A 17,748-nucleotide genomic window follows, 5' to 3' on the forward strand; every position below is an offset into this window, starting at 1 on the left:
GGGCAGCCGAAAGGGGACCGTCAGAGGCGTCGTCATCCCGGCGGCAACGCCGGCCGTGCCCGGTCACCGGAGGCCCTGGTGGCCGAGGGGCTGCTGCAGGTCGTTCAGCAGGGGCGTTCGCTGGATCAGGTGCTGCCCGAACTGACCGGCCGTGCCCAGGCGGCGCACCGCAGTGTCGTCCAGGCGATGAGCTACGAGGTGTTGCGTCATTACGAGCAGCTCGCCTGGTGGCGCGACCAGCTGCTGGACCGGCCGCTCAATCCCCGCGCTGCCGAGGTGGGCATGCTGCTGCTGGTCGGGCTGGAGCGCCTGACCGGTTCCAAGCGCGAGCCCTCGCGGGTGGTCAACGCCGCCGTGCATGCGGCCCGCGAGCTGAATCACAACTGGGCCACCGGCCTGGTCAACGCGGTGCTGCGCCGCGCCGTCCGCCAGGTCGAATCCGGCGAGACGCCGCTGCCGAAGGCGCCGCCGGCCGTGCGTGCCCGGCTGCCGGACTGGCTGTTCGGCATGCTGGCCGCCGACTGGGGCGAGGAGCGTGCCGTCGAGATCGGCGAGCGCCTGGCGACGCACCCGCCCATGACCCTGCGCGTCAGCGCGGTCGAGGAGAGCGTGCCGGGGTATCTCGAACGGCTGGCCGAGCAGTCGGTCGAGGCTTCGGCGACCCGGCACGCTCCGCATGGCGTGGCACTGGGCGCGCCGCTCGACGTCGAGCGTCTGCCCGGCTTCCATCAGGGGCTGGTGTCCGTGCAGGACGAGGCGGCCCAGCTGGTCGTCGATCTGATCGACCTGGCGCCCGGCCAGCGCGTGCTCGATGCCTGCTGTGCGCCGGGCGGCAAGACCCTGGCCATGCTGGATACCGAGCCGGCCGTGGCGATGACCGCCGTCGACATCGATGTCACCCGGCTGGCGCGCGTGCAGGACAACCTCGAGCGGGCCGGACGCTTCGCCGAACTGGTCTGTGCCGACCTGAGCGCCCAGTCGATCGAGCCGCCGGCCTCCTTCGACCGCATTCTCGCCGACGTCCCCTGTTCGGCCACGGGCGTGATCCGACGCCACCCGGACATCAAGCGCCTGCGCCGCCCGGATGACCTCGACGCGCTGGTGAAACGCCAGCGCGAGATCCTCGAGCGTCTCTGGCCCCTGCTGCGTCCGGGCGGCAGGCTGGTCTACGCGACCTGCTCGATCCTCAAGCGCGAAAACGCCAAGCAGGTCGAGGCCTTCCTCAAGGCGCACCCGGATGCAGTCGCCGTGCCGATGGACGTCGACTGGGGCGAGCCGCAATCGGTCGGCCGGCAGCTGTTCCCCGAGGTCGACGGCCACGACGGCTTCTACTACGCCGTCCTGGAAAAGCGGTCGGAGGCGGGATGAGTCTCGCCCGCGGCCCGCTGATCGGCTGGCTGCTGGCGCTTGTCGCCGGGCTCGGCCTGCCGGGCCTTGCGGGCGCGGAGACCCGCGTCATCGACGTGCACGCGGAGGTGCGCGAGGGCACGGTGTTTCTCGATGCGGATCTCGAGATGCATCTGGACGCCGAGGTGATCGACGCGCTGCGCAACTCCATCGCCCTGAACTTCGTGGTCGAGGCCGAACTGGTCGCGCCGCGCGAGTGGCTCTGGGATCGCCGCCTGCTGGGAGGCGAGCGTGCCCTGCGACTCGAGTACCACGCCCTGTCGCGCACCTGGATGGTTACCGACCTGACCGCACGCGAGACCCATACCTTCTCCCGGCTCGCCGGTGCGGTGGAGTCGCTGTCGCGCATCCGTGCCTGGCGACTGGGTGCCTCGGAGGCACTGGCCGGCGAATCGCGGATCCTGGGCAAGCTGCGGGTGCGACTGGACGTGAACAAGCTGCCGCTGCCGTTGCGCGTGCCGGCGCTGGTGCGTGAGGACTGGGACCTCGGCAGCGACTGGTTCCTGTGGGCCCTTTCGGAGGCAAGACGATGACCCGGGCGGGACGTCGGCTGCAGCGCTGGGTGCGCCGGGCGATCGCGCCCATCAGCGCCATGGTCGTGGTGCTGCTGCTGGTGCTGCTGTACCTCGTCTCCGACTCGTTGCGGGCGGTCGATCAGCCCGAGGGGCTGTTTCTCGCGCTGCTGGGCATCAGCGCGGTGGGTCTGCTGTTCCTCGCCCTGGTGGTGCTCTGGCACATCGTCCGGCTGATACGCGACTATCGCCGCGGCACGCCTGGTGCCCGCCTGACCGCCCGGCTGGTGGTCACCTTCGTCGCGCTGTCGGTGGTGCCGGTGGCGATCGTGTTCTATTTCTCGCTGACCTTCGTCCAGCGCGGCATCGACTCCTGGTTCGACGTCCAGGTCGAGCAGGCGATGACCGATGCGCTGTCGCTGTCGCAGATCGCCTTCGACGGCCGGATGCGCCAAGCGCTGGAGGAAACCCAGCGGGCGGCTGACGAGTTGCGCGACGGCAGCTCGGATCTCATCGCCCTGGAGCTCTCGCGGGTGCGGCGGACCACCGGCGCCCAGGAGATGACCATTCTCGGTCAGCGCAACCTGATCGTCGCTTCCTCGTCGGAGGATGCCACCAGCATCGTGCCCGCCCGGGCGGACGAGACGGCACTCGCGCACGCCCGCTCCGGGCGCGACTTCATCGGTCTCGATCCCGGCGGCGACGGCAACCTGCAGATCCGGGTGGTCGTGCCGATGGAGGCGGGCCTGACCAGCGAGGGCGGCAAGCGGGTACTCCAGGCGCTGTTCGACGTGCCCGAGGAGGCCAACGAGCTCTCGAAGAGCGTGCAGGCCGCCTACAACAACTACCGCGAGCTGGTGTACCTGCACACCTCGCTCAAGCAGACCTTTACCCTGGCCCTGACGCTGGCGCTGCTGCTCTCGCTGCTGACCGCGGTGTGGCTCGCCTTCCTCGCCGCCCGCCGGCTGCTGAGCCCGATCCGCGAGCTGGCCGCCGGTACCCAGGCGGTCGCCGAGGGCGACTACAGCCTGCGCCTGCCGGTCGACCGCCGTGACGACCTCGGTCAGCTGGTGCAGTCGTTCAACACCATGACCGCGCGGGTGCGCCGTGCCCACGAGGTCATGCGCGAGCTCCAGGAGCTGGCGGACAAGGAGCGCGACTACCTCGATACGGTCATCCAGCACCTCTCCTCTGGCGTGCTGACGCTGTCCTACGACGGACGGATCATCAGCGGCAACTCCGCGGCGCAACACATTCTGGGCGTGGCCTCCGACGAGATGTTCGAGGGGTCGCTGCAGGATATCTGCCGCGAGCATGCCAGCCTGCAGCCGTTGTGCGAGGCCTTCCTCGATCGGCTTGGGGCCGCGGGCCCGCCGCCGGGCGAGACGGTCGAGGCGCAGGTGCGCATCATGAACGGCAGCGGCCGCAAGGTGCTGCTGGCGCGTCTCGCGGCCCTGCCGCCGGACGGCGACGTGGACGCCGGCGGCTACGTGATGGTGCTCGAGGACGTTACCGCCCTGATCCAGGCACAGCGCGATGCGGCCTGGTCGGAAGTGGCCCGCCGGCTGGCACACGAGATCAAGAATCCGCTCACGCCGATCGGCCTGTCGGCCGAACGCCTGCGCCGGCGGATCCTGCCGCAGCTCGACGAGGACCATGCACCGATCCTCGATCGGGCGACGTCGACCATCATCGCCCAGGTCGACGCGATGAAGCAGATGGTCAACGAGTTCGCCGATTACGCCCGCAGTCCCCGGGCACAACTGGAGCGACTCGACCTGCATGCCCTGGCCGGCGAGACCGTCGAGCTCTATCGTGGCAATACCAACGTGAAGGTGCGCTTCGTTGCCGAGAGCGAGGAGGCGGTGTGGATCGAGGGCGACGCCAACCGGCTGCGGCAGTTGCTGCACAACCTGATCCGCAACGCGAGCCAGGCCCTGCATGAGCAGGGAGCGCAGGGCGGCGAGCCGCTGGTGCTGGTCGATCTGCGCGTCGTCGGCGAGGCCGGTCACTGTCTGGCCGAGCTGCTGGTCGCGGACAATGGCCCCGGCTTCCCGGCGGACATGCTCGATCGTCTGTTCGAGCCCTACGCCACGACCCGGCCCAAGGGGTCGGGGCTGGGGCTGGCGATCGTCAAGAAGATCGCCGAGGAGCATGCCGGTGCGGTCCATGCCTGGAATGCCACGGAGCATTCGGTCGCGGACGACTCCGCGGTCGGGCAACGGCTTGCCAATCACGGTGCGCGCGTTACGATTCGCCTACCCTTGGAATCGGGACGCTGCCAGGCGCAGGGCGGCGAACCCAACGGAAAAACGGGAACTTCCTGACCAATGAGTATCGGACACATCCTGGTCGTCGATGACGAGAACGAGATCCGCAACCTGCTGGTTGACGTCCTGGAGGACGAAGGATTCACCGTCAGCAGCGCGGCCGACGCGGTCGAGGCGCGGGCCTCGATCGCCGTGCGCCGGCCGGACCTGATCCTGCTCGACATCTGGATGCCGGGGACCGACGGCATCGCCCTGCTGCGCGAATGGCACGAACGCGACCAGCTGGTCTGGCCGGTGATCATGATGTCCGGCCACGGCACGGTCGAGACCGCGGTCGAGGCAACGAGGCTGGGCGCCTTCGACTTCATCGAGAAGCCGATCTCGCTCGACAAGCTGCTGCTCCTGATCGAACACGCGCTCGACAACCGCCGGCTTGCCCAGGAGAACGCGGCACTCAAGCGCGGCGAGATCGATCCGCTCGACCTGATCGGCGACTCCGAGTACATGCAGGAGCTGCGCGATCAGGCGAAGAAGATCGCCAGCCACGATGCCTGGGTGATGATCTCGGGCGAGCCGGGGACCGGCAAGCAGGCGCTGGCCCGCTTCATCCACCGGCACTCGGCCCGGCGGCACTTCCCGTTCGTCGACACTGGCGGCAGTGCGGTGTCGGGGCGGCAGAACGCCGCGGTGGAGCTGTTCGGTGCCGAGGAGGAGGGGCGTATCCGCTATGGCCTGCTCGAACAGGCGAATGGCGGCACGCTGTTCATCGCCGAGGCGGCGGACATGGACGAACAGACCCAGATGCAGCTGATCTCGGCGCTCGAGAGCCAGTCGTTCTTCCGCGTCGGCGGCAACGAGCCGGTGCGGGTCGACGTGCGGGTGATCGCGGCCACCCGCAAGGACCTCGAGGCCGAGGTGCGGGCCGGCAACTTCCGCGAGGATCTCTACTACCACCTCTCGGTCGTGCCGGTGCATATCGAGCCGCTGCGCGAGCACCCTGAAGACATCCCGGTGCTGCTGGCCCATTACCTGGAGACGGCGCATGCGGTCGAGGGTCTGCCACGACGCGATCTCACCATCGGGGCACGCAACCTGCTGCGTTACCACCACTGGTCGGGCAATGTCCGCGAACTGAAGAACCTGGTCCAGCGCCTGCTGATTCTCGGCAGTGGCGAGGTGATCGACGAGCAGGAGGTGCAGCGCGCACTGGGGCTTGCGCCGGTGGACGAGGCGGATGCCGACAATGGCCCGGCACTGGTGTCGCTCAATCTCGATCTGCCGCTGCGCGAGGCGCGCGACGAGTTCGAGCGGCGTTACCTGCTCGCCCAGCTGAAGAACGTCGAGGGGTCGATGACCGAGCTGTCGCGCCGCACCGGCATGGAACGCACCAACCTCTATCGCAAACTCAAGTCGCTGGGCATCCAGGCCAGCGAGCGCGCTTCGGGGACGAATTCATGACCGTCTGCGGAGCCGAGCCAGCACAGGTGACTCGATGAAGGTGATCGTTCTCGGCGCGGGGCAGGTCGGCGGTTCGGTCGCCACCGCGCTTGCCAACGAAACCAACAACTCGGTGACGGTGGTCGACACCGATGCCGACTCGCTCAACTGGCTGCAGGAGCGGCTGGATATCCGTACGGTCACGGGGCTGGGGTCGCGCCCCAGCGTGCTGGCCGAGGCCGGCGCGGCCGACGCCGACATCCTGATCGCGGTGACGCAGTCCGACGAGACCAACATGCTTGCCTGCCAGGTGGCCTGGACGCTGTTCCACACGCCCACCAAGATCGCGCGCATCCGGGCGACCGACTACCAGGACCACCCGGCACTGTTCGACAATGCGGCCATCCCCGTCGATTTCATCATCAGTCCCGAGCGGCTGATCAAGGACTACATCGCCCGCCTGATCGAATACCCGGACGCGCTGCAGGTGCGCGAGTTCGGTGACGGCAAGCTGTTGCTGATCGGCATGGAAGTCGACCGCGGCGGGCCGATGGTGGGCGAGCCCATCCACCGGTTGCGCGAGTTGCTGCCGGGGATCGAGGCGCGCGTGGCGGCGATCTACCGCCACGAGACCTCGGTGCCGCCGGAGGGCGACACCCGCCTGCTGGCCGGCGACGAGGTGTTCTTCCTCGCCCGCGCGGGCGACGATATCCGCCGCGTGATGAGCGTGATGCGCCCGCTGGACAAGCCGTACCAGCGCATCATGATCGCCGGCGGCGGCAACGTCGGCGGGGCGCTGGCCGCCCGGCTGGAGGACGACTACCAGGTCAAGCTGATCAGCCACAACCCTCGCCGGGCGCGCGAGCTGTCCGCCTCCCTCGACCGCAGCATCGTGCTCTCGGGCAGTGCCTCGGACACCGAGCTGCTCGAGGAGGAAAACATCGAGGACATGGACGTGTTCCTCGCCCTGACCAACGACGACGAGGACAACATCCTTGCCTCGATGCTGGCCAAGCGCCTGGGCGCGCGCCGCGCGATGTGCATCGTCAATCGCACCGAGTACGTCGACCTGATCGAGATGGGGGCGATCGACATCGCGTTGTCGCCGCATCAGATCACCATCGGCGAGGTGCTGACCCACCTGCGTCGCGGCGACATGGTCAGCGTGCATTCGCTGCGGCGCGGCGCGGCCGAGGCGATCGAGATCATTGCCCGTGGCGACGAGACCACCTCGCGCGTGGTCGGGCGGCGCATCGACGCCCTCGACCTGCCGCGGGGTACCACCATCGGGGCGATCCTGCGCGACGAGGAGTTGCTGATCGCCCATCACGACACGGTGATCCAGTCGGACGACCACGTGGTGCTGTTCCTGACCGACAAGCGTCGCATCGGCGAGATCGAGCAGCTGTTCTCGGTCGGTTTCGGCTTCTTCTAGGTCGACCAGCACAGGACTCCGATGCAACTACTGATCGTCATCCGCATTCTCGGCATTCTCCTGATGGTGTTCGGCCTGGCCTTCGTGCCGCCGTGGTTCGTCGGCTGGCTGATGGGCGATGCCGATCTGACCCCGTTCGTGCTGAGCTTCGTCATCAGCGTCTCGATCGGCGGGGTGTTCTGGGGGCTGACGCGCCAGTACCGGCGCGAGATGAAGCTGCGTGACGGGCTGCTGATCGTGGTGTCGTTCTGGGTGGTCCTGGGGCTGATCGGGGCGACGCCGATCTACCTGCAGCCCGAGCTCGGCCTGAGCTTCTCGCAGGCGATGTTCGAGTCGGTCTCCGGCATCACCACCACCGGGGCGACCGTGATCACGGGGCTGGACGAGCTGCCGCGCTCGCTTCTGTTCTACCGCCAGCAGCTGCAGTGGCTGGGCGGCCTGGGGATCATCGTGCTGGTGGTCGCCTTCCTGCCGCTGCTGGGTGTCGGCGGCATGCAGCTCTACAAGAGCGAGATGACCGGGCCGATCAAGGACTCGCGCCTGTCGGGGCGCATCTCCGAGACGGCCAAGGCGCTGTGGCTGGTCTATACCGGGATCACGGTGCTGTGCGCGCTGATCTACAAGATAGAGGGCATGAGCTGGTTCGATGCGGTCAGCCACGCCTTCACCACGGTGGCCACCGGCGGGTTCTCGACCCACGACGCCAGTTTCGGCTATTTCGACAACCCCACCATGGAAGTGACCGCCATGGTGTTCATGATCCTCGGCGCGACCCCGATGGCGCTGCACTTCATCGCGCTGCGCCGCGGCACCCTGCAGGGCTATTTCAATAGCGCCGAGGTGCGGTTCTACTTTCTCTGGATGGCGGCCGTGGCCGTGCTGGCGGTCGGCTTCTTCCTGGTCCACCTGCCCGAGGGCAGCTGGCTGGCCGACCTGCGCCACGTGATCTTCAACCTGGTCTCGTTTGCCACCACCACGGGCTATACCGCCGCGGATCACACCCAGTGGGGCGCGTTCCTGATGATGCTCCTGGTGTTCACCGCGATCATCGGTGGCTGTGCCGGTTCGACCACCGGCGGGATGAAGTCGGTGCGGGTGATGCTGCTCGGGCGTCAGGGGCTCAACGAGGTGCGTCGCCTGGTCCATCCGCATGCCGCCTTCGTCATCCGGCTGGGTGGCCGGCCGCTGGATCCGGGCGTGATCGCCGCGGTCTGGGCCTTCTTCGCCGCCTGGATGTTCACCTTCGTGGTGTTCTTCTTCGCCATGCTGTTCACCGGCATGGACCTGACCTCGGCGCTCGGCGCGGTGCTGGCGACGCTGACCAACCTCGGCCCGGGCATCGGCTCGGTGGCCAGCAACTTCGCCGGCGAGTCGACCACCGTGCTCTGGATCGCCATGCTGGCGATGATCCTCGGGCGCCTGGAGATCTTCACGGTGCTGGCCATCCTCCTGCCGATGTTCTGGCGCCGATGACTGACCTGTCGACGACCGCGGTCTCCCGGCGTTTTCGCTGGGCCTTCCTTGCGCCGCAGCACTGGCCGACCTGGCTGGGGCTGGCGCTGTTGTGGCTGCTGTCGTTCGCCGGTCATCGCCTGCGCCGGCAGCTGGCCCGCGGGCTGGCGCGTGTCTACCGGCGCGTCAATCCGCGCCGGGTCGGCATCATGGCGACCAATCTCGCCCTGTGCTTCCCGGAGGAGAGCGAGGCGACGCGGGCGCGCTGGCTCGATCGCCATCTGGTGCTGCACATCCTCGCACTGCTCGACCTCGGTCGGCTGCATCGCGCCCGTCGCGGCGAGCTGACCGATGAGGCGGAGATCGTCGACCAGGCGCTGCTCGAGCGACTGTGGGCCGAGCCGGGCGTGATCCTCACCGTCCACAGCGTCGGCCTGGAGTGGGCGGCGGCGATGCTCGCCGAAACCGTCCCCGGATCGACCATCTACAAGCCGTTCGCCAAGAACCCGGTGCTCGACTGGTGGTTCGCCGGGATGCGCAGCCGCCACGGCACCCTGATCCAGCCGCGCGACCGGGGCATGAAACCGCACATGCGGGCCCTGCGCGAGGGCAAGAGCTTCTTCTATATCGCCGACGAGGATCTCGGCGCGACCCACGGGGTGTTCGCGCCGTTCTTCGGTGTGGAGAAGGCGACGTTGCCGCTGGCGGGCAAGATCGCCAAGGCGACGCGGCGTCCGGTCTACCCCGTGATCGGTCAGCTCGACGAGCGCACCGGGCGTTACCGGTTGCGCTTGTTCGAGCCGGTCACGCTCCCCGCCACGGCCGACCGCGAGGCGGCGACGGCCATCAACCGCGTGATCGAGACCATGGTCCGCGAGGATCCGGTCCAGCTGATGTGGTCGCTGAAGTACTTCAAGACCACGCCGCCGGGCGAGGCGGATCGTTATGCTCGTCGCGGAGAGGGCGAGTCCGGGGAGTGAGGCGGCCGGCGGCTAGGTGGAGTCCGTGCGCCGAGCCCGGCCACTGGCGCGCCGGCGAAAGCGGCGATAGGTCCACTGGTACTGTGCCGGTTTTTCTCGCACGACCCGCTCGACCTCGCGATTGAGCGCCGCGGCCGCCGTTTCCGGATCCTCGGCGTCGATCGGTTCGGTGACCGGTGAGTAGTGGATGCGAAAGCCCGCCGCATCGGGCAGGCGTTCGGCCCAGCCGGTGAACGCCGGTGCGCCGGTGCGTCGCGAGAGCGTGCGGATCAGCGTCATGGTCAGCGCCGGATGGCCGAAGAAGGGGGCGAGCACGCCTTCGCCGTGCCGCGGTGCCTGGTCGGGAAGGATCGCGACCAGCTCGCCGCGCTTGAGTGCCCGCAGTGCCTGGCGGACGCCGCGCAGATTGGCCGGGGCCATGTCGGCGCCGCAACGCGAGCGCACCTCGATGAGCAGCGCTTCGAGTGCGGGTTCGCGGGGCGGGCGGTACATGACGGTGGTCGGGGTGCGCGCGGCCGTGGCCAGCCCGCCGAGTTCCCAGTTGCCGATGTGCGGGGCGAGCAGGATGGCCCCGCGCCCGGTCTCGATCGCCGCCTCGATCGCCTCGAAGCCCGGCATGTCCTTCACGGCCGAACCGACCTGCGAACGGCTCCAGTTCCAGACTGGGGCGGTCTCGATCAGCCCCATGCCGGTCTCGATCAGGGTCCGTCTGGCCAGCTTCTTCCGTTCCGCGGCGTCCAGTTCCGGCAGGCAGCGCGCCAGGTTCTCCTCGACCGTTTTCCGTGTCTTGCCGTTGGCGAGCCAGAAGGCCCGTCCCACCAGGCGGCCCAGCCGCTGGGCACCGCCGAGCGACAGCCGGCCCAGGCTCCACAGGAGGAAGCGAGCCAATCCCAGCCGCAGTTGTCCGCGCAACCGGTCGCGCCGGGCGCGGCGCGGTTTGCTCATGTGCGCTCCGCCGGCCGCGGCCGGGCGTGTGCCCGGGCGTGTTCGATCGCCCGCTCCGAGCCATCCGCGACCAGCGGCGCGATGGCCGACTTGAGTGAATGGAACAGTTGCCCGTTGCCCTGCTCCTCGCCGGCCAGCAACTGCTTGAAGTGCTCGCGCTGGGTGGGCATGGCGAAGCAGGCCGGGCAGTTGTCGGGAATGACCGGCAGGTCGTTGCGGCGGGCGAAGTCGGCCAGGGCGGATTCGCGCACGTCGACCAGCGGGCGGATGATGCGCACGTCGCCGGCGTCATTGAGATAGTGGGCCTTCATGGTGTTGAGCTTGCCGCCATGGAAGGCGCTCATCATGAAGCTTTCGGCGAGATCGTCGAGGTGCTGGGCGAGCGCCAGCACGTTGAAGCCCTTGTCGCGCGCCAGCCGGTAGATCAGGCCACGCTTGAGTCGCGAGCAGAACGAGCAGTACGAGTCGCCGCTCATGTGCTCTTCGGCGAGGCCAACGATGTCCTCGCGGACGCGGTAGTGACGTACGCCCAGCTCGGCGAGATAGTCGCTCATGGGCCCGGGATCGAAGCCCGGCACCATCGGGTCGACGGTGATCGCGGCGAGTTCGAATTCGATAGGGGCGCGCCGCTGGATGTGGCGCAGGATGTGCAGCAGCGAGAGCGAGTCCTTGCCGCCCGAAAGCCCCAGCAGGACCCGGTCGCCGTGGTGCAGCATCTGGTAGTGCATTACCGCGCGGGCAACCTGTTTCTGCAGCCCGCGGCCGGGGGTGATCCAGCCGGCATGGCGAGCGGTGGCATCCGTGACGGGTTGATTCTCGACGATGGCGTGCATGCGGCGAACGCGTTCGGTGGTTAAGGGGCGGCCATCTTACCAGTCCGCCCGGCGCTGCCCACGCCCCGGGGTTCGTCCTACTCGTCGTAGATGGGGCGTCCCCGGTAGTAGCCGCGGACGCGGCGACCGTCGCCTTGCGCCGGGGCGGGCTCCTCGGGCTCGGGAGCATCGAGGCGGCGGGCCAGCGCCGAGACTTCCGGGCTGCCGCTGGCCTGTGCCAGCCGCAGCAGGCGCTGCTTCACCCCGAAGCGGTCCATGTCGATGCTGATGCCCATGTCGCGTTCCAGTGCTCGTTTCAGTTCGATCAGGGATCGCATCTCTTCGCGTTGTGACATGGACATACCTCCGTTGCGCTTTAGGCCCTGCCAAGCAATAAGCGCACCAGAGCCACGAGGCGCATGCTGTCGCGACATGTCACGGCTGGCGGGACGAGTCGCGCACCAGGACCGGGCGTCGGGCCGAACCGACTGCCGCCTGGCGGGGCAACGGCGGCCAGACGCGCTACACTGACCCCGCGCCGTTGCCACGGCGATCGGACATCCCCCAACCGCTCACGAGGTCGACTTCCATGCGCACGCTCTATCCGCCAGTCGAATCCCTGGTCAATCACAGTTTCCCGGTCGGCGATGGTCACGTGCTTCATGTCGAGGAATGCGGACGGCTCGACGGCATCCCCGCCCTGTTCCTTCATGGCGGGCCCGGGGCTGGCTGCACCCCGATGCACCGGCGATTCTTCGACCCGGATCGCTACCGGGTGGTGCTGCCCGATCAGCGCGGCGCCGGCGGATCGACCCCGCATGCGAGCCTTGAGGCCAATACCACCGCCCATCTGGTCGATGACCTCGAGCGGATTCGCGAGGCCCTCGAGATCGAGCGCTGGCTCGTGTTCGGCGGATCGTGGGGCTCGACCCTGGCGCTGGCCTATGCGCAGGCCCACCCCGAGCGCGTGACCGGGTTGATCCTGCGTGGCGTCTTTCTCTGTCGCGAGCAGGACATACGCTGGTTCTATCAGGACGGTGCGAGCCACGTGTTCCCGGATTACTGGGCGGACTACCTCGAGCCCATCCCGGAGGCCGAGCGCGACGACCTGGTTGCCGCCTACCGTCGTCGCCTGGACGGCGAGGACGAGATCGCCCGCCTGCAGGCCGCACGCGCCTGGTCGGTCTGGGAGGGGCGTTGCGCGACGCTGCGTCCGGAGCCCGAGGTGGTCGACTACTTCGCCAACGCCCACCACGCCCTGTCGATCGCCCGTATCGAGAATCACTATTTCAGTCACGATGCGTTCCTCGAGCGGCCACTGCTCGACGGGGTGGATCGGCTGGCGGGTATCCCGGGGCATATCGTTCACGGGCGTTATGACATGGTCTGCCCGATCGATCAGGCCTTCGCCCTGAAGGACCGCTGGCCGCATGCCGAGCTGGAGGTGATCGACGATGCCGGTCACGCGGCCAGCGAGCCGGGGATCGTCGATGCGCTGGTGCGTGCCACCGACCGGTTCGCCGATCAGTTGCAGGGTCGTGGCGGAGGTGGGGCGTGATCGCCCTGATCCAGCGCGCCACGCGTGGCGCGGTGCGGGTCGATGGCGAGGTGGTCGGCGAGATCGGCCCCGGGCTGGTCTGCCTGGTCGGTGTGGGGCAGGGTGACGGGCCGGCGCAGGCGAAGCGGCTGGCCGAGCGCGTTCTCAACTACCGGATCTTTCCCGACGAGCAGGGGCGGATGAACCGATCGGTGCGTGATATGGCGGGCGGGGTGCTCGCGGTGCCGCAGTTCACGCTTGCCGCCGATACCCAGCGCGGCAACCGGCCGAGCTTTACGCCGGCAGCCGATCCGGATGACGCCCGGAGGCTGTTCGACCGCTTCGTGCACGAGCTTCGTGCCCTGCATTCGGGTGAGGTGGCTACCGGCCGCTTCGGTGCGGACATGCAGGTCGAGCTGGTCAACGACGGCCCGGTGACCTTCTGGCTGGAGGCGCGGCCGGCCTAGCAGGGAGGCCGTCGCGACGTTCTTGCGGGCCCGTCTTTCGGGCACAAAAAAAGCCCGCCGGATGGCGGGCTTTTTTTCATCGGGCTTCAGCCTGGATTAGGCAGACTGGGTTGCCTCGTCGGACTCGCCAGTGTTGGAGTTCCAGGAGATGGTGACTTCGTCGCCCTTCTTGCCCGGTACCTTGATGTTCAGGTACGGGTTCTTGGAAACGGCTTCCGACAGGTTGCCGTCCATGACGTTCTCACCGTTGACCGCGACCATCAGCTTCTGGATGTAGTTCGCCGGGATCTTCTTGCCGGTGGACTTGTCTTCGCGGTTGCCAGACTCCATCGGGTGACGGATCAGGGCCTTCACGTCCAGAACGTCGCCGGCCGGAGAGATGCGCATGCGGATAGTAGACATAATCTATACCTCTTGGGTTATCTGTCTTTTAATCAATGACTTCGGTATATCAGAGGCTTGATTAGCCGCCGCAGCCACCGATGGTTACCTTGACTTCCTTGGACGCCTTGTACAGCTTGCCGCCCGCGTTGACTACGCCGGTGACGTTGTCGGTCTCGCCCATACGGATACGGGTGGAGACGAACGGGTTGGCGCCAGACAGGTCGAAGGAAGCGACCAGCGGGGTCGGGTTCTTCGAGACGAAGATTGCGACCTGGTTGGCGTCCGCGATGGAGGACTCGACGGTGACCGGAACGACGGCGCCGTTCTCGGCGATGTCCGGAGCCTTGACGGAAACGTCGCCGGATTCGGCGGCGTCAGCAGTGCCGAACAGCTCGTTCAGGCCAGCGTCCATCTTGGTGGCATCGAACGCGGCAGTCGGCCACTCGGAGGCCAGGACCGCACGCGGGGAAAGCAGGCCGGCACCAACAGCCAGACCAGCAGCACTGGCAGCGAGGCTGCCCTTCAGAAATACGCGACGCTTGGTTTGCATATCTTAACTCCTCGTTAATGTGTGGTTGTCCACGCCCCTCTTTTAGCATGCCCTGTGCCAGCTTTCTAACACGTTGAAAAAGAAGGGTTCTTGTGGTTCTTTGGGCGGGTTGCAGATTGCAATCTGCAACATTTCGCGCTGGCGGATTGCAGTGGCGAGCCTCGATGCCACCCCGGGCCGGGTCACTTCTTCTCGTAGTTCTGCAGCTTGCGCCACAGGGTGGACTTGTTGATCCCGAGTATGCCGGCCGTCTTCTCCCGGTTGCCGTCCGTGTGGGCGAGCGTCTTCTCGATGTAACGGCGCTCGAGCACCTCCAGCGTGGGGTGGTCGGCATCGATCGCCGACCCTTCGGACGGCTGGTTGGCGGCGGTGTCCTCGCCGCCGAGCTGCAGGTCGATCTCTTCGCCGTCGGAGAGGGCTACGGCCCGTTCGACGGCGTTCTTGAGTTCGCGCACGTTGCCCGGCCAGGGGTACTCGAGTATTGCCTGGGCGGCGCGCTCGGTCAGGCGCGTGGCCGGTCGACGGAATCGCTGGGCGAACTCGTCGATGAAGTGCTGGGCCAGCACCGGGATGTCGTCGCGCCGCTCGCGCAGCGGCGGCATCTGCAGGCGCACCACGTTGAGCCGGTGGTACAGGTCGTGCCGGAAGGTGCCTTCGCGCACCATCTCGGCAAGGTTGCGGTTGCTCGCGACGATGAAGCGCACGTCGATGGGGAGGGTCTGGACGCCGCCGACGCGGGTGATTTCCTGTTCCTGCACCACGCGCAGCAGCTTCACCTGCATCGCGTCCGAGATGTTGCCGATCTCGTCGAGGAAGACCGTGCCGCCACTGGCGACCTCGAGCAGGCCGGGCTTACTGTTGGTCGCGCCGGTGAACGCCCCTTTCTCGTGACCGAAGAGCTCGTTCTCGAGCAGGGTGTCGGTCAGCGCGCCGCAGTCGATGACGATATAGGGCGTGTGGGCGAAGTCGGAGCGCTCATGGGTCGCGCGGGCGGCGAGCTCCTTGCCGGAGCCGGATTCGCCTTCGATCATGACGTTGATGCGCACGTCGTGGATCTTGTCGATGATGCGGTAGATCGCCTCGATCGCCGGCGAGTGGCCCATCATTGCCCGCTCGCTGGTGTCCGGCGGCTCGGCCGGGCTGGGTGCCTCGTCGCCCAGCAGTCGGTGCACCAGTTCGATCAGCTCTTCCGGGTCATAGGGCTTCTTGACGAAGTCGCTCGCCCCCAGCCGCAGTGCCTGGATGGCATTGTCGATGGTCGAGTAGCCGGTGATCAGGATCGCCGGCAGATCCGGCCAGCGCTCGCGCAGCCACTCGAGAAACTCCAGGCCGTTCATGCCCGGCATCTTCAGATCGGAGATCACCAGGTCGACCGGATTTTCCTGCAGCCACTGCTGGGCGGCCTCGACCGACTGAAAGCCGTGCACCGTCAGCCCCTCGGTGCGCGCATAGCGGCTGAACAGGTCCGAGGCGCGCTCGTCGTCGTCGACGAAGGCGATGGCGGGCGGGTTGTCGCTTGAGCGTGGTGTCGTCATGACTGCGTGATCGAGTGACCGGAATCGTGATTGGTGTGGGTGACGCGCGGCCGGGCCTTGTGTCGCGGCAGCTCGACGCGAGCGAGCACGCCGCGGGTATCCGGCTCGCCGGCGTCACGGCGATTTTCCAGACTGAGGTCGCCGCCGTGATACTGGACGATGCCCAGACTGATCGACAGTCCCAGGCCCGTGCCACGATCGACGGCCTTGGTGGTGAAGAACGGGTCGAAGATCTGGTCGACCACGTCCGGCGGCAGGCCTTCACCTTCGTCGCGGATCTCGAGGCGAATGGCCTCCTCCAGGCATTCGGCCTGTATCAGTATATGTCCGCCCACCGGGCTTGCGTGGATGGCATTGCGTACCAGGTTGGTAATCACCTGCTCCATCTGGCCGGGGTCGAACTCGGCCTGGCAATGGGCGGTGGCGCTCAGCAGCGCCAGATGGACGTCCGCTTCCATCGCCTCGGGTTCCATGCGGTCGACGACTTCCTGTAGCCACTCGGCCAGTTGGACGGTCTGGTGCTCGGGCGGCAGCTGGCGGGCGAAGTTCATCACGCCGCGCACGATCCGGCTGGCGCGGTGCGCCTCGGCACGCAGGTCGGCCATGTCCGTGCGCAGGCCCTTGTCGTCGCTCGGCAGTTGCCGCTCGATCAGGCGGGTGAGCGTGAGGATGTTGTTGAGCGGGTTGTTGATCTCGTGGCCGATGCCGGCGGCCATCTCGCCGATCGAGGCCAGCTTGGCCTGCTGGAGCGCCTTGCGCTCGGCGCGGTCGCGGCGACGGGCTTCGTTGGCGAGCTGCTCGGTGAGATAGCGGAACGAGGTCTGCAGTTCCTGTACCTCGGTGGTGCGCGAATCGGCTGGTATCGGTTCGTTGCGGTCGCCGTCGGCGAAACGCTTGAGGCGCTCGGAGAGGTTGATGATCGGACGCGAGAAGTAGCGTGCGCCCAGGCCGGCGATCACCAGGCTCATCACCAGGGCCAGGAGCCCGAAGCCGAACAGGCTCAGGCGGATGTCGCGAAACGGGGCGGTGGTGATGTTTGCCGGCAGCTTCACCGCCACGAACCAGGAAGCGAGGCTGTTCGGGTAGGGGTGGTATTCCTGGTAGTAGTAACGGCTCTCGCCGACGCTATCCAGATAGGCGCCATTCGACTCCGCGACGGCATCCTCCCAGAACTCGCCGCCATCGATGTGCTGGGCGTAGCGCTGCGGTGGCTCGTCGCCGTTCTCGAACGGGCTGATGAAGCTGAGATCGGTCTGGTCATTGTAGAGCATCAGGCCGTCCCGGGCCGGATGTCCCGGGTTGTGCTCGATCACCATCATCTTGCCGTCGCGCGGGCGTGGCGAGAACGACAGGATCTGGTCGAGCTGCTCGCCGAAGGTGTTCACCACCACGTAGCCGGCGGTGCGGTCATCGACATTGCGCAGCGGGCGCACCGCGTACAGCGTGCTCGGCTCACGATCCTGCAGGGTGTCGCCGAATGCCAGCGGCAGGGTCATGAAGCTGATCTGGTCGGACGGCAGCTCCTGGAGGCGGTCGAGGAACTGCTTGTTGTCGAATTCCTCCTCGACGTAGTTGACCTGGCCGAGGCTCTCGAACGACGGTGAGGCGACCCTGCCCAATGTGACCTTGATGACCGTATTGCCGGCCGCATCGAGAATGCGGATACTGCCGAGCCCGGGGACGGTGCGCTGCAGGCCGGCGAGAAACCGGTTGGCGTTGATGCGCATCGAGGTGAGCTCGGGGTGGCGAATGCCCATGGCCGAGGCCATCAGGGCGTTGAGCATGGTCTGGATTTCCTGCGACTCGCCGATGCCCTCGACCACTTCGCGCTCGTAGCGCATCCGGTTGCTCATCTCGCCGATCAGCGAATCGATGTTCTCGTCGACCTCGCGACTGATCTCCTTCTGCAGCCGCTGCTCGCTGTAGGTGGTCACACCCCAGACGAGCAGTACCAGCGGTACCACCGTGGCGGTGAAGGTCCACAGGAAGATGCTGACCGGCAGACGCATGAGAATCGGGGCCTCG

General features: G+C 67.4%; 16 protein-coding genes. 9 read left to right on the forward strand and 7 right to left on the reverse strand.

All coding sequences use genetic code 11. The annotated features are described in order from the left end of the window. Positions 1-78: 78 nt before the first annotated feature. The 7 genes from rsmB to AWR35_RS06655 are packed head-to-tail and all read left to right on the forward strand — an operon-like array spanning position 79 to position 9,493. Positions 79-1,368 (forward strand): 16S rRNA (cytosine(967)-C(5))-methyltransferase RsmB, encoded by a 1,290-nt coding sequence (gene rsmB, locus AWR35_RS06625; RefSeq protein WP_058575144.1) that lies wholly within the window; start codon positions 79-81, stop codon positions 1,366-1,368. Beyond that, positions 1,365-1,940 carry a DUF4390 domain-containing protein gene (locus tag AWR35_RS06630; protein ID WP_058575145.1) on the forward strand — a complete coding sequence of 192 codons (576 nt, stop codon included), beginning with the start codon at positions 1,365-1,367 and terminating at the stop codon, positions 1,938-1,940. The genes rsmB and AWR35_RS06630 overlap by 4 nt, the downstream gene beginning before the upstream one ends. Beyond that, entirely contained in the window at positions 1,937-4,246 is a 2,310-nt protein-coding gene (locus AWR35_RS06635) for an ATP-binding protein (RefSeq protein ID WP_058575146.1), read from the forward strand. The genes AWR35_RS06630 and AWR35_RS06635 overlap by 4 nt, the downstream gene beginning before the upstream one ends. Positions 4,247-4,249: 3 nt before the next feature. Beyond that, positions 4,250-5,647, forward strand: coding sequence for a sigma-54 dependent transcriptional regulator (locus AWR35_RS06640; RefSeq protein WP_058575147.1), 1,398 nt, complete (start codon positions 4,250-4,252; stop codon positions 5,645-5,647). 34 nt (positions 5,648-5,681) lie between these two features. Beyond that, positions 5,682-7,061, forward strand: coding sequence for a Trk system potassium transporter TrkA (gene trkA, locus AWR35_RS06645; RefSeq protein ID WP_058575148.1), 1,380 nt, complete (start codon positions 5,682-5,684; stop codon positions 7,059-7,061). A gap of 21 nt (positions 7,062-7,082) precedes the next feature. After that, the gene (locus AWR35_RS06650; protein ID WP_058575149.1) at positions 7,083-8,534 is read left to right on the forward strand and encodes a potassium transporter TrkG; all 1,452 of its coding nucleotides are present in this window, start codon (positions 7,083-7,085) and stop codon (positions 8,532-8,534) included. Beyond that, positions 8,531-9,493 carry a hypothetical protein gene (locus tag AWR35_RS06655; RefSeq protein WP_058575150.1) on the forward strand — a complete coding sequence of 321 codons (963 nt, stop codon included), beginning with the start codon at positions 8,531-8,533 and terminating at the stop codon, positions 9,491-9,493. Before AWR35_RS06650 ends, AWR35_RS06655 begins: the two co-directional genes overlap by 4 nt. A 12-nt stretch (positions 9,494-9,505) precedes the next feature. Here AWR35_RS06655 and AWR35_RS06660 read toward each other — a convergent pair whose 3' ends face one another. From AWR35_RS06660 to AWR35_RS06670, 3 genes are all read right to left on the reverse strand, one after another. After that, a complete protein-coding gene (locus tag AWR35_RS06660) occupies positions 9,506-10,438 on the reverse strand; it encodes a hypothetical protein (RefSeq protein WP_058575151.1) in 933 nt (310 codons plus the stop codon). Then, on the reverse strand, positions 10,435-11,271 hold the full coding sequence (locus AWR35_RS06665; protein ID WP_058575152.1) for an ATP-binding protein: 837 nt from the start codon (positions 11,269-11,271) through the stop codon (positions 10,435-10,437). The genes AWR35_RS06660 and AWR35_RS06665 overlap by 4 nt, the downstream gene beginning before the upstream one ends. A gap of 77 nt (positions 11,272-11,348) precedes the next feature. Then, positions 11,349-11,606, reverse strand: a complete 258-nt coding sequence (locus AWR35_RS06670) for a hypothetical protein (protein WP_058575153.1) — start codon at positions 11,604-11,606, stop codon at positions 11,349-11,351. 233 nt (positions 11,607-11,839) lie between these two features. Between AWR35_RS06670 and pip the strand changes: the two genes are divergently transcribed. Continuing rightward, entirely contained in the window at positions 11,840-12,808 is a 969-nt protein-coding gene (pip, locus tag AWR35_RS06675; RefSeq protein WP_058575154.1) for a prolyl aminopeptidase, read from the forward strand. After that, on the forward strand, positions 12,805-13,254 hold the full coding sequence (gene dtd, locus AWR35_RS06680) for a D-aminoacyl-tRNA deacylase (RefSeq protein WP_058575155.1): 450 nt from the start codon (positions 12,805-12,807) through the stop codon (positions 13,252-13,254). The genes pip and dtd overlap by 4 nt, the downstream gene beginning before the upstream one ends. 96 nt (positions 13,255-13,350) lie before the next feature. Here dtd and soxZ read toward each other — a convergent pair whose 3' ends face one another. From soxZ to AWR35_RS10765, 4 genes are all read right to left on the reverse strand, one after another. Continuing rightward, positions 13,351-13,656: a thiosulfate oxidation carrier complex protein SoxZ gene (soxZ, locus tag AWR35_RS06685; protein WP_058575156.1), complete on the reverse strand. Its 306-nt coding sequence runs from the start codon at positions 13,654-13,656 to the stop codon at positions 13,351-13,353. A gap of 61 nt (positions 13,657-13,717) precedes the next feature. Further along, positions 13,718-14,188 carry a thiosulfate oxidation carrier protein SoxY gene (gene soxY, locus AWR35_RS06690; RefSeq protein WP_058575157.1) on the reverse strand — a complete coding sequence of 157 codons (471 nt, stop codon included), beginning with the start codon at positions 14,186-14,188 and terminating at the stop codon, positions 13,718-13,720. Between the two features lie 182 nt (positions 14,189-14,370). Then, positions 14,371-15,723, reverse strand: a complete 1,353-nt coding sequence (locus AWR35_RS06695) for a sigma-54 dependent transcriptional regulator (RefSeq protein WP_058575158.1) — start codon at positions 15,721-15,723, stop codon at positions 14,371-14,373. Beyond that, positions 15,720-17,732, reverse strand: a complete 2,013-nt coding sequence (locus AWR35_RS10765; RefSeq protein WP_156413949.1) for a sensor histidine kinase — start codon at positions 17,730-17,732, stop codon at positions 15,720-15,722. Before AWR35_RS10765 ends, AWR35_RS06695 begins: the two co-directional genes overlap by 4 nt. Positions 17,733-17,748: the final 16 nt, after the last annotated feature.

Source organism: Guyparkeria sp. WRN-7, from assembly GCF_001641825.1.
Taxonomy (GTDB): Bacteria; Pseudomonadota; Gammaproteobacteria; order Halothiobacillales; family Halothiobacillaceae; genus Guyparkeria.

Coding starts and splice junctions, on each gene's coding strand:
- AWR35_RS06670 (WP_058575153.1), bottom strand. CDS start 11,606: ATGTCACAACGCGAAGAGATGCGATCCCTGATCGAACTGAAACGAGCA.
- AWR35_RS06630 (WP_058575145.1), top strand. CDS start 1,365: ATGAGTCTCGCCCGCGGCCCGCTGATCGGCTGGCTGCTGGCGCTTGTC.
- AWR35_RS06665 (WP_058575152.1), bottom strand. CDS start 11,271: ATGCACGCCATCGTCGAGAATCAACCCGTCACGGATGCCACCGCTCGC.
- pip (WP_058575154.1), top strand. CDS start 11,840: ATGCGCACGCTCTATCCGCCAGTCGAATCCCTGGTCAATCACAGTTTC.
- AWR35_RS06655 (WP_058575150.1), top strand. CDS start 8,531: ATGACTGACCTGTCGACGACCGCGGTCTCCCGGCGTTTTCGCTGGGCC.
- AWR35_RS06640 (WP_058575147.1), top strand. CDS start 4,250: ATGAGTATCGGACACATCCTGGTCGTCGATGACGAGAACGAGATCCGC.
- AWR35_RS06660 (WP_058575151.1), bottom strand. CDS start 10,438: ATGAGCAAACCGCGCCGCGCCCGGCGCGACCGGTTGCGCGGACAACTG.
- AWR35_RS06695 (WP_058575158.1), bottom strand. CDS start 15,723: ATGACGACACCACGCTCAAGCGACAACCCGCCCGCCATCGCCTTCGTC.
- AWR35_RS06635 (WP_058575146.1), top strand. CDS start 1,937: ATGACCCGGGCGGGACGTCGGCTGCAGCGCTGGGTGCGCCGGGCGATC.
- soxY (WP_058575157.1), bottom strand. CDS start 14,188: ATGCAAACCAAGCGTCGCGTATTTCTGAAGGGCAGCCTCGCTGCCAGT.
- trkA (WP_058575148.1), top strand. CDS start 5,682: ATGAAGGTGATCGTTCTCGGCGCGGGGCAGGTCGGCGGTTCGGTCGCC.
- soxZ (WP_058575156.1), bottom strand. CDS start 13,656: ATGTCTACTATCCGCATGCGCATCTCTCCGGCCGGCGACGTTCTGGAC.
- AWR35_RS06650 (WP_058575149.1), top strand. CDS start 7,083: ATGCAACTACTGATCGTCATCCGCATTCTCGGCATTCTCCTGATGGTG.
- AWR35_RS10765 (WP_156413949.1), bottom strand. CDS start 17,732: ATGCGTCTGCCGGTCAGCATCTTCCTGTGGACCTTCACCGCCACGGTG.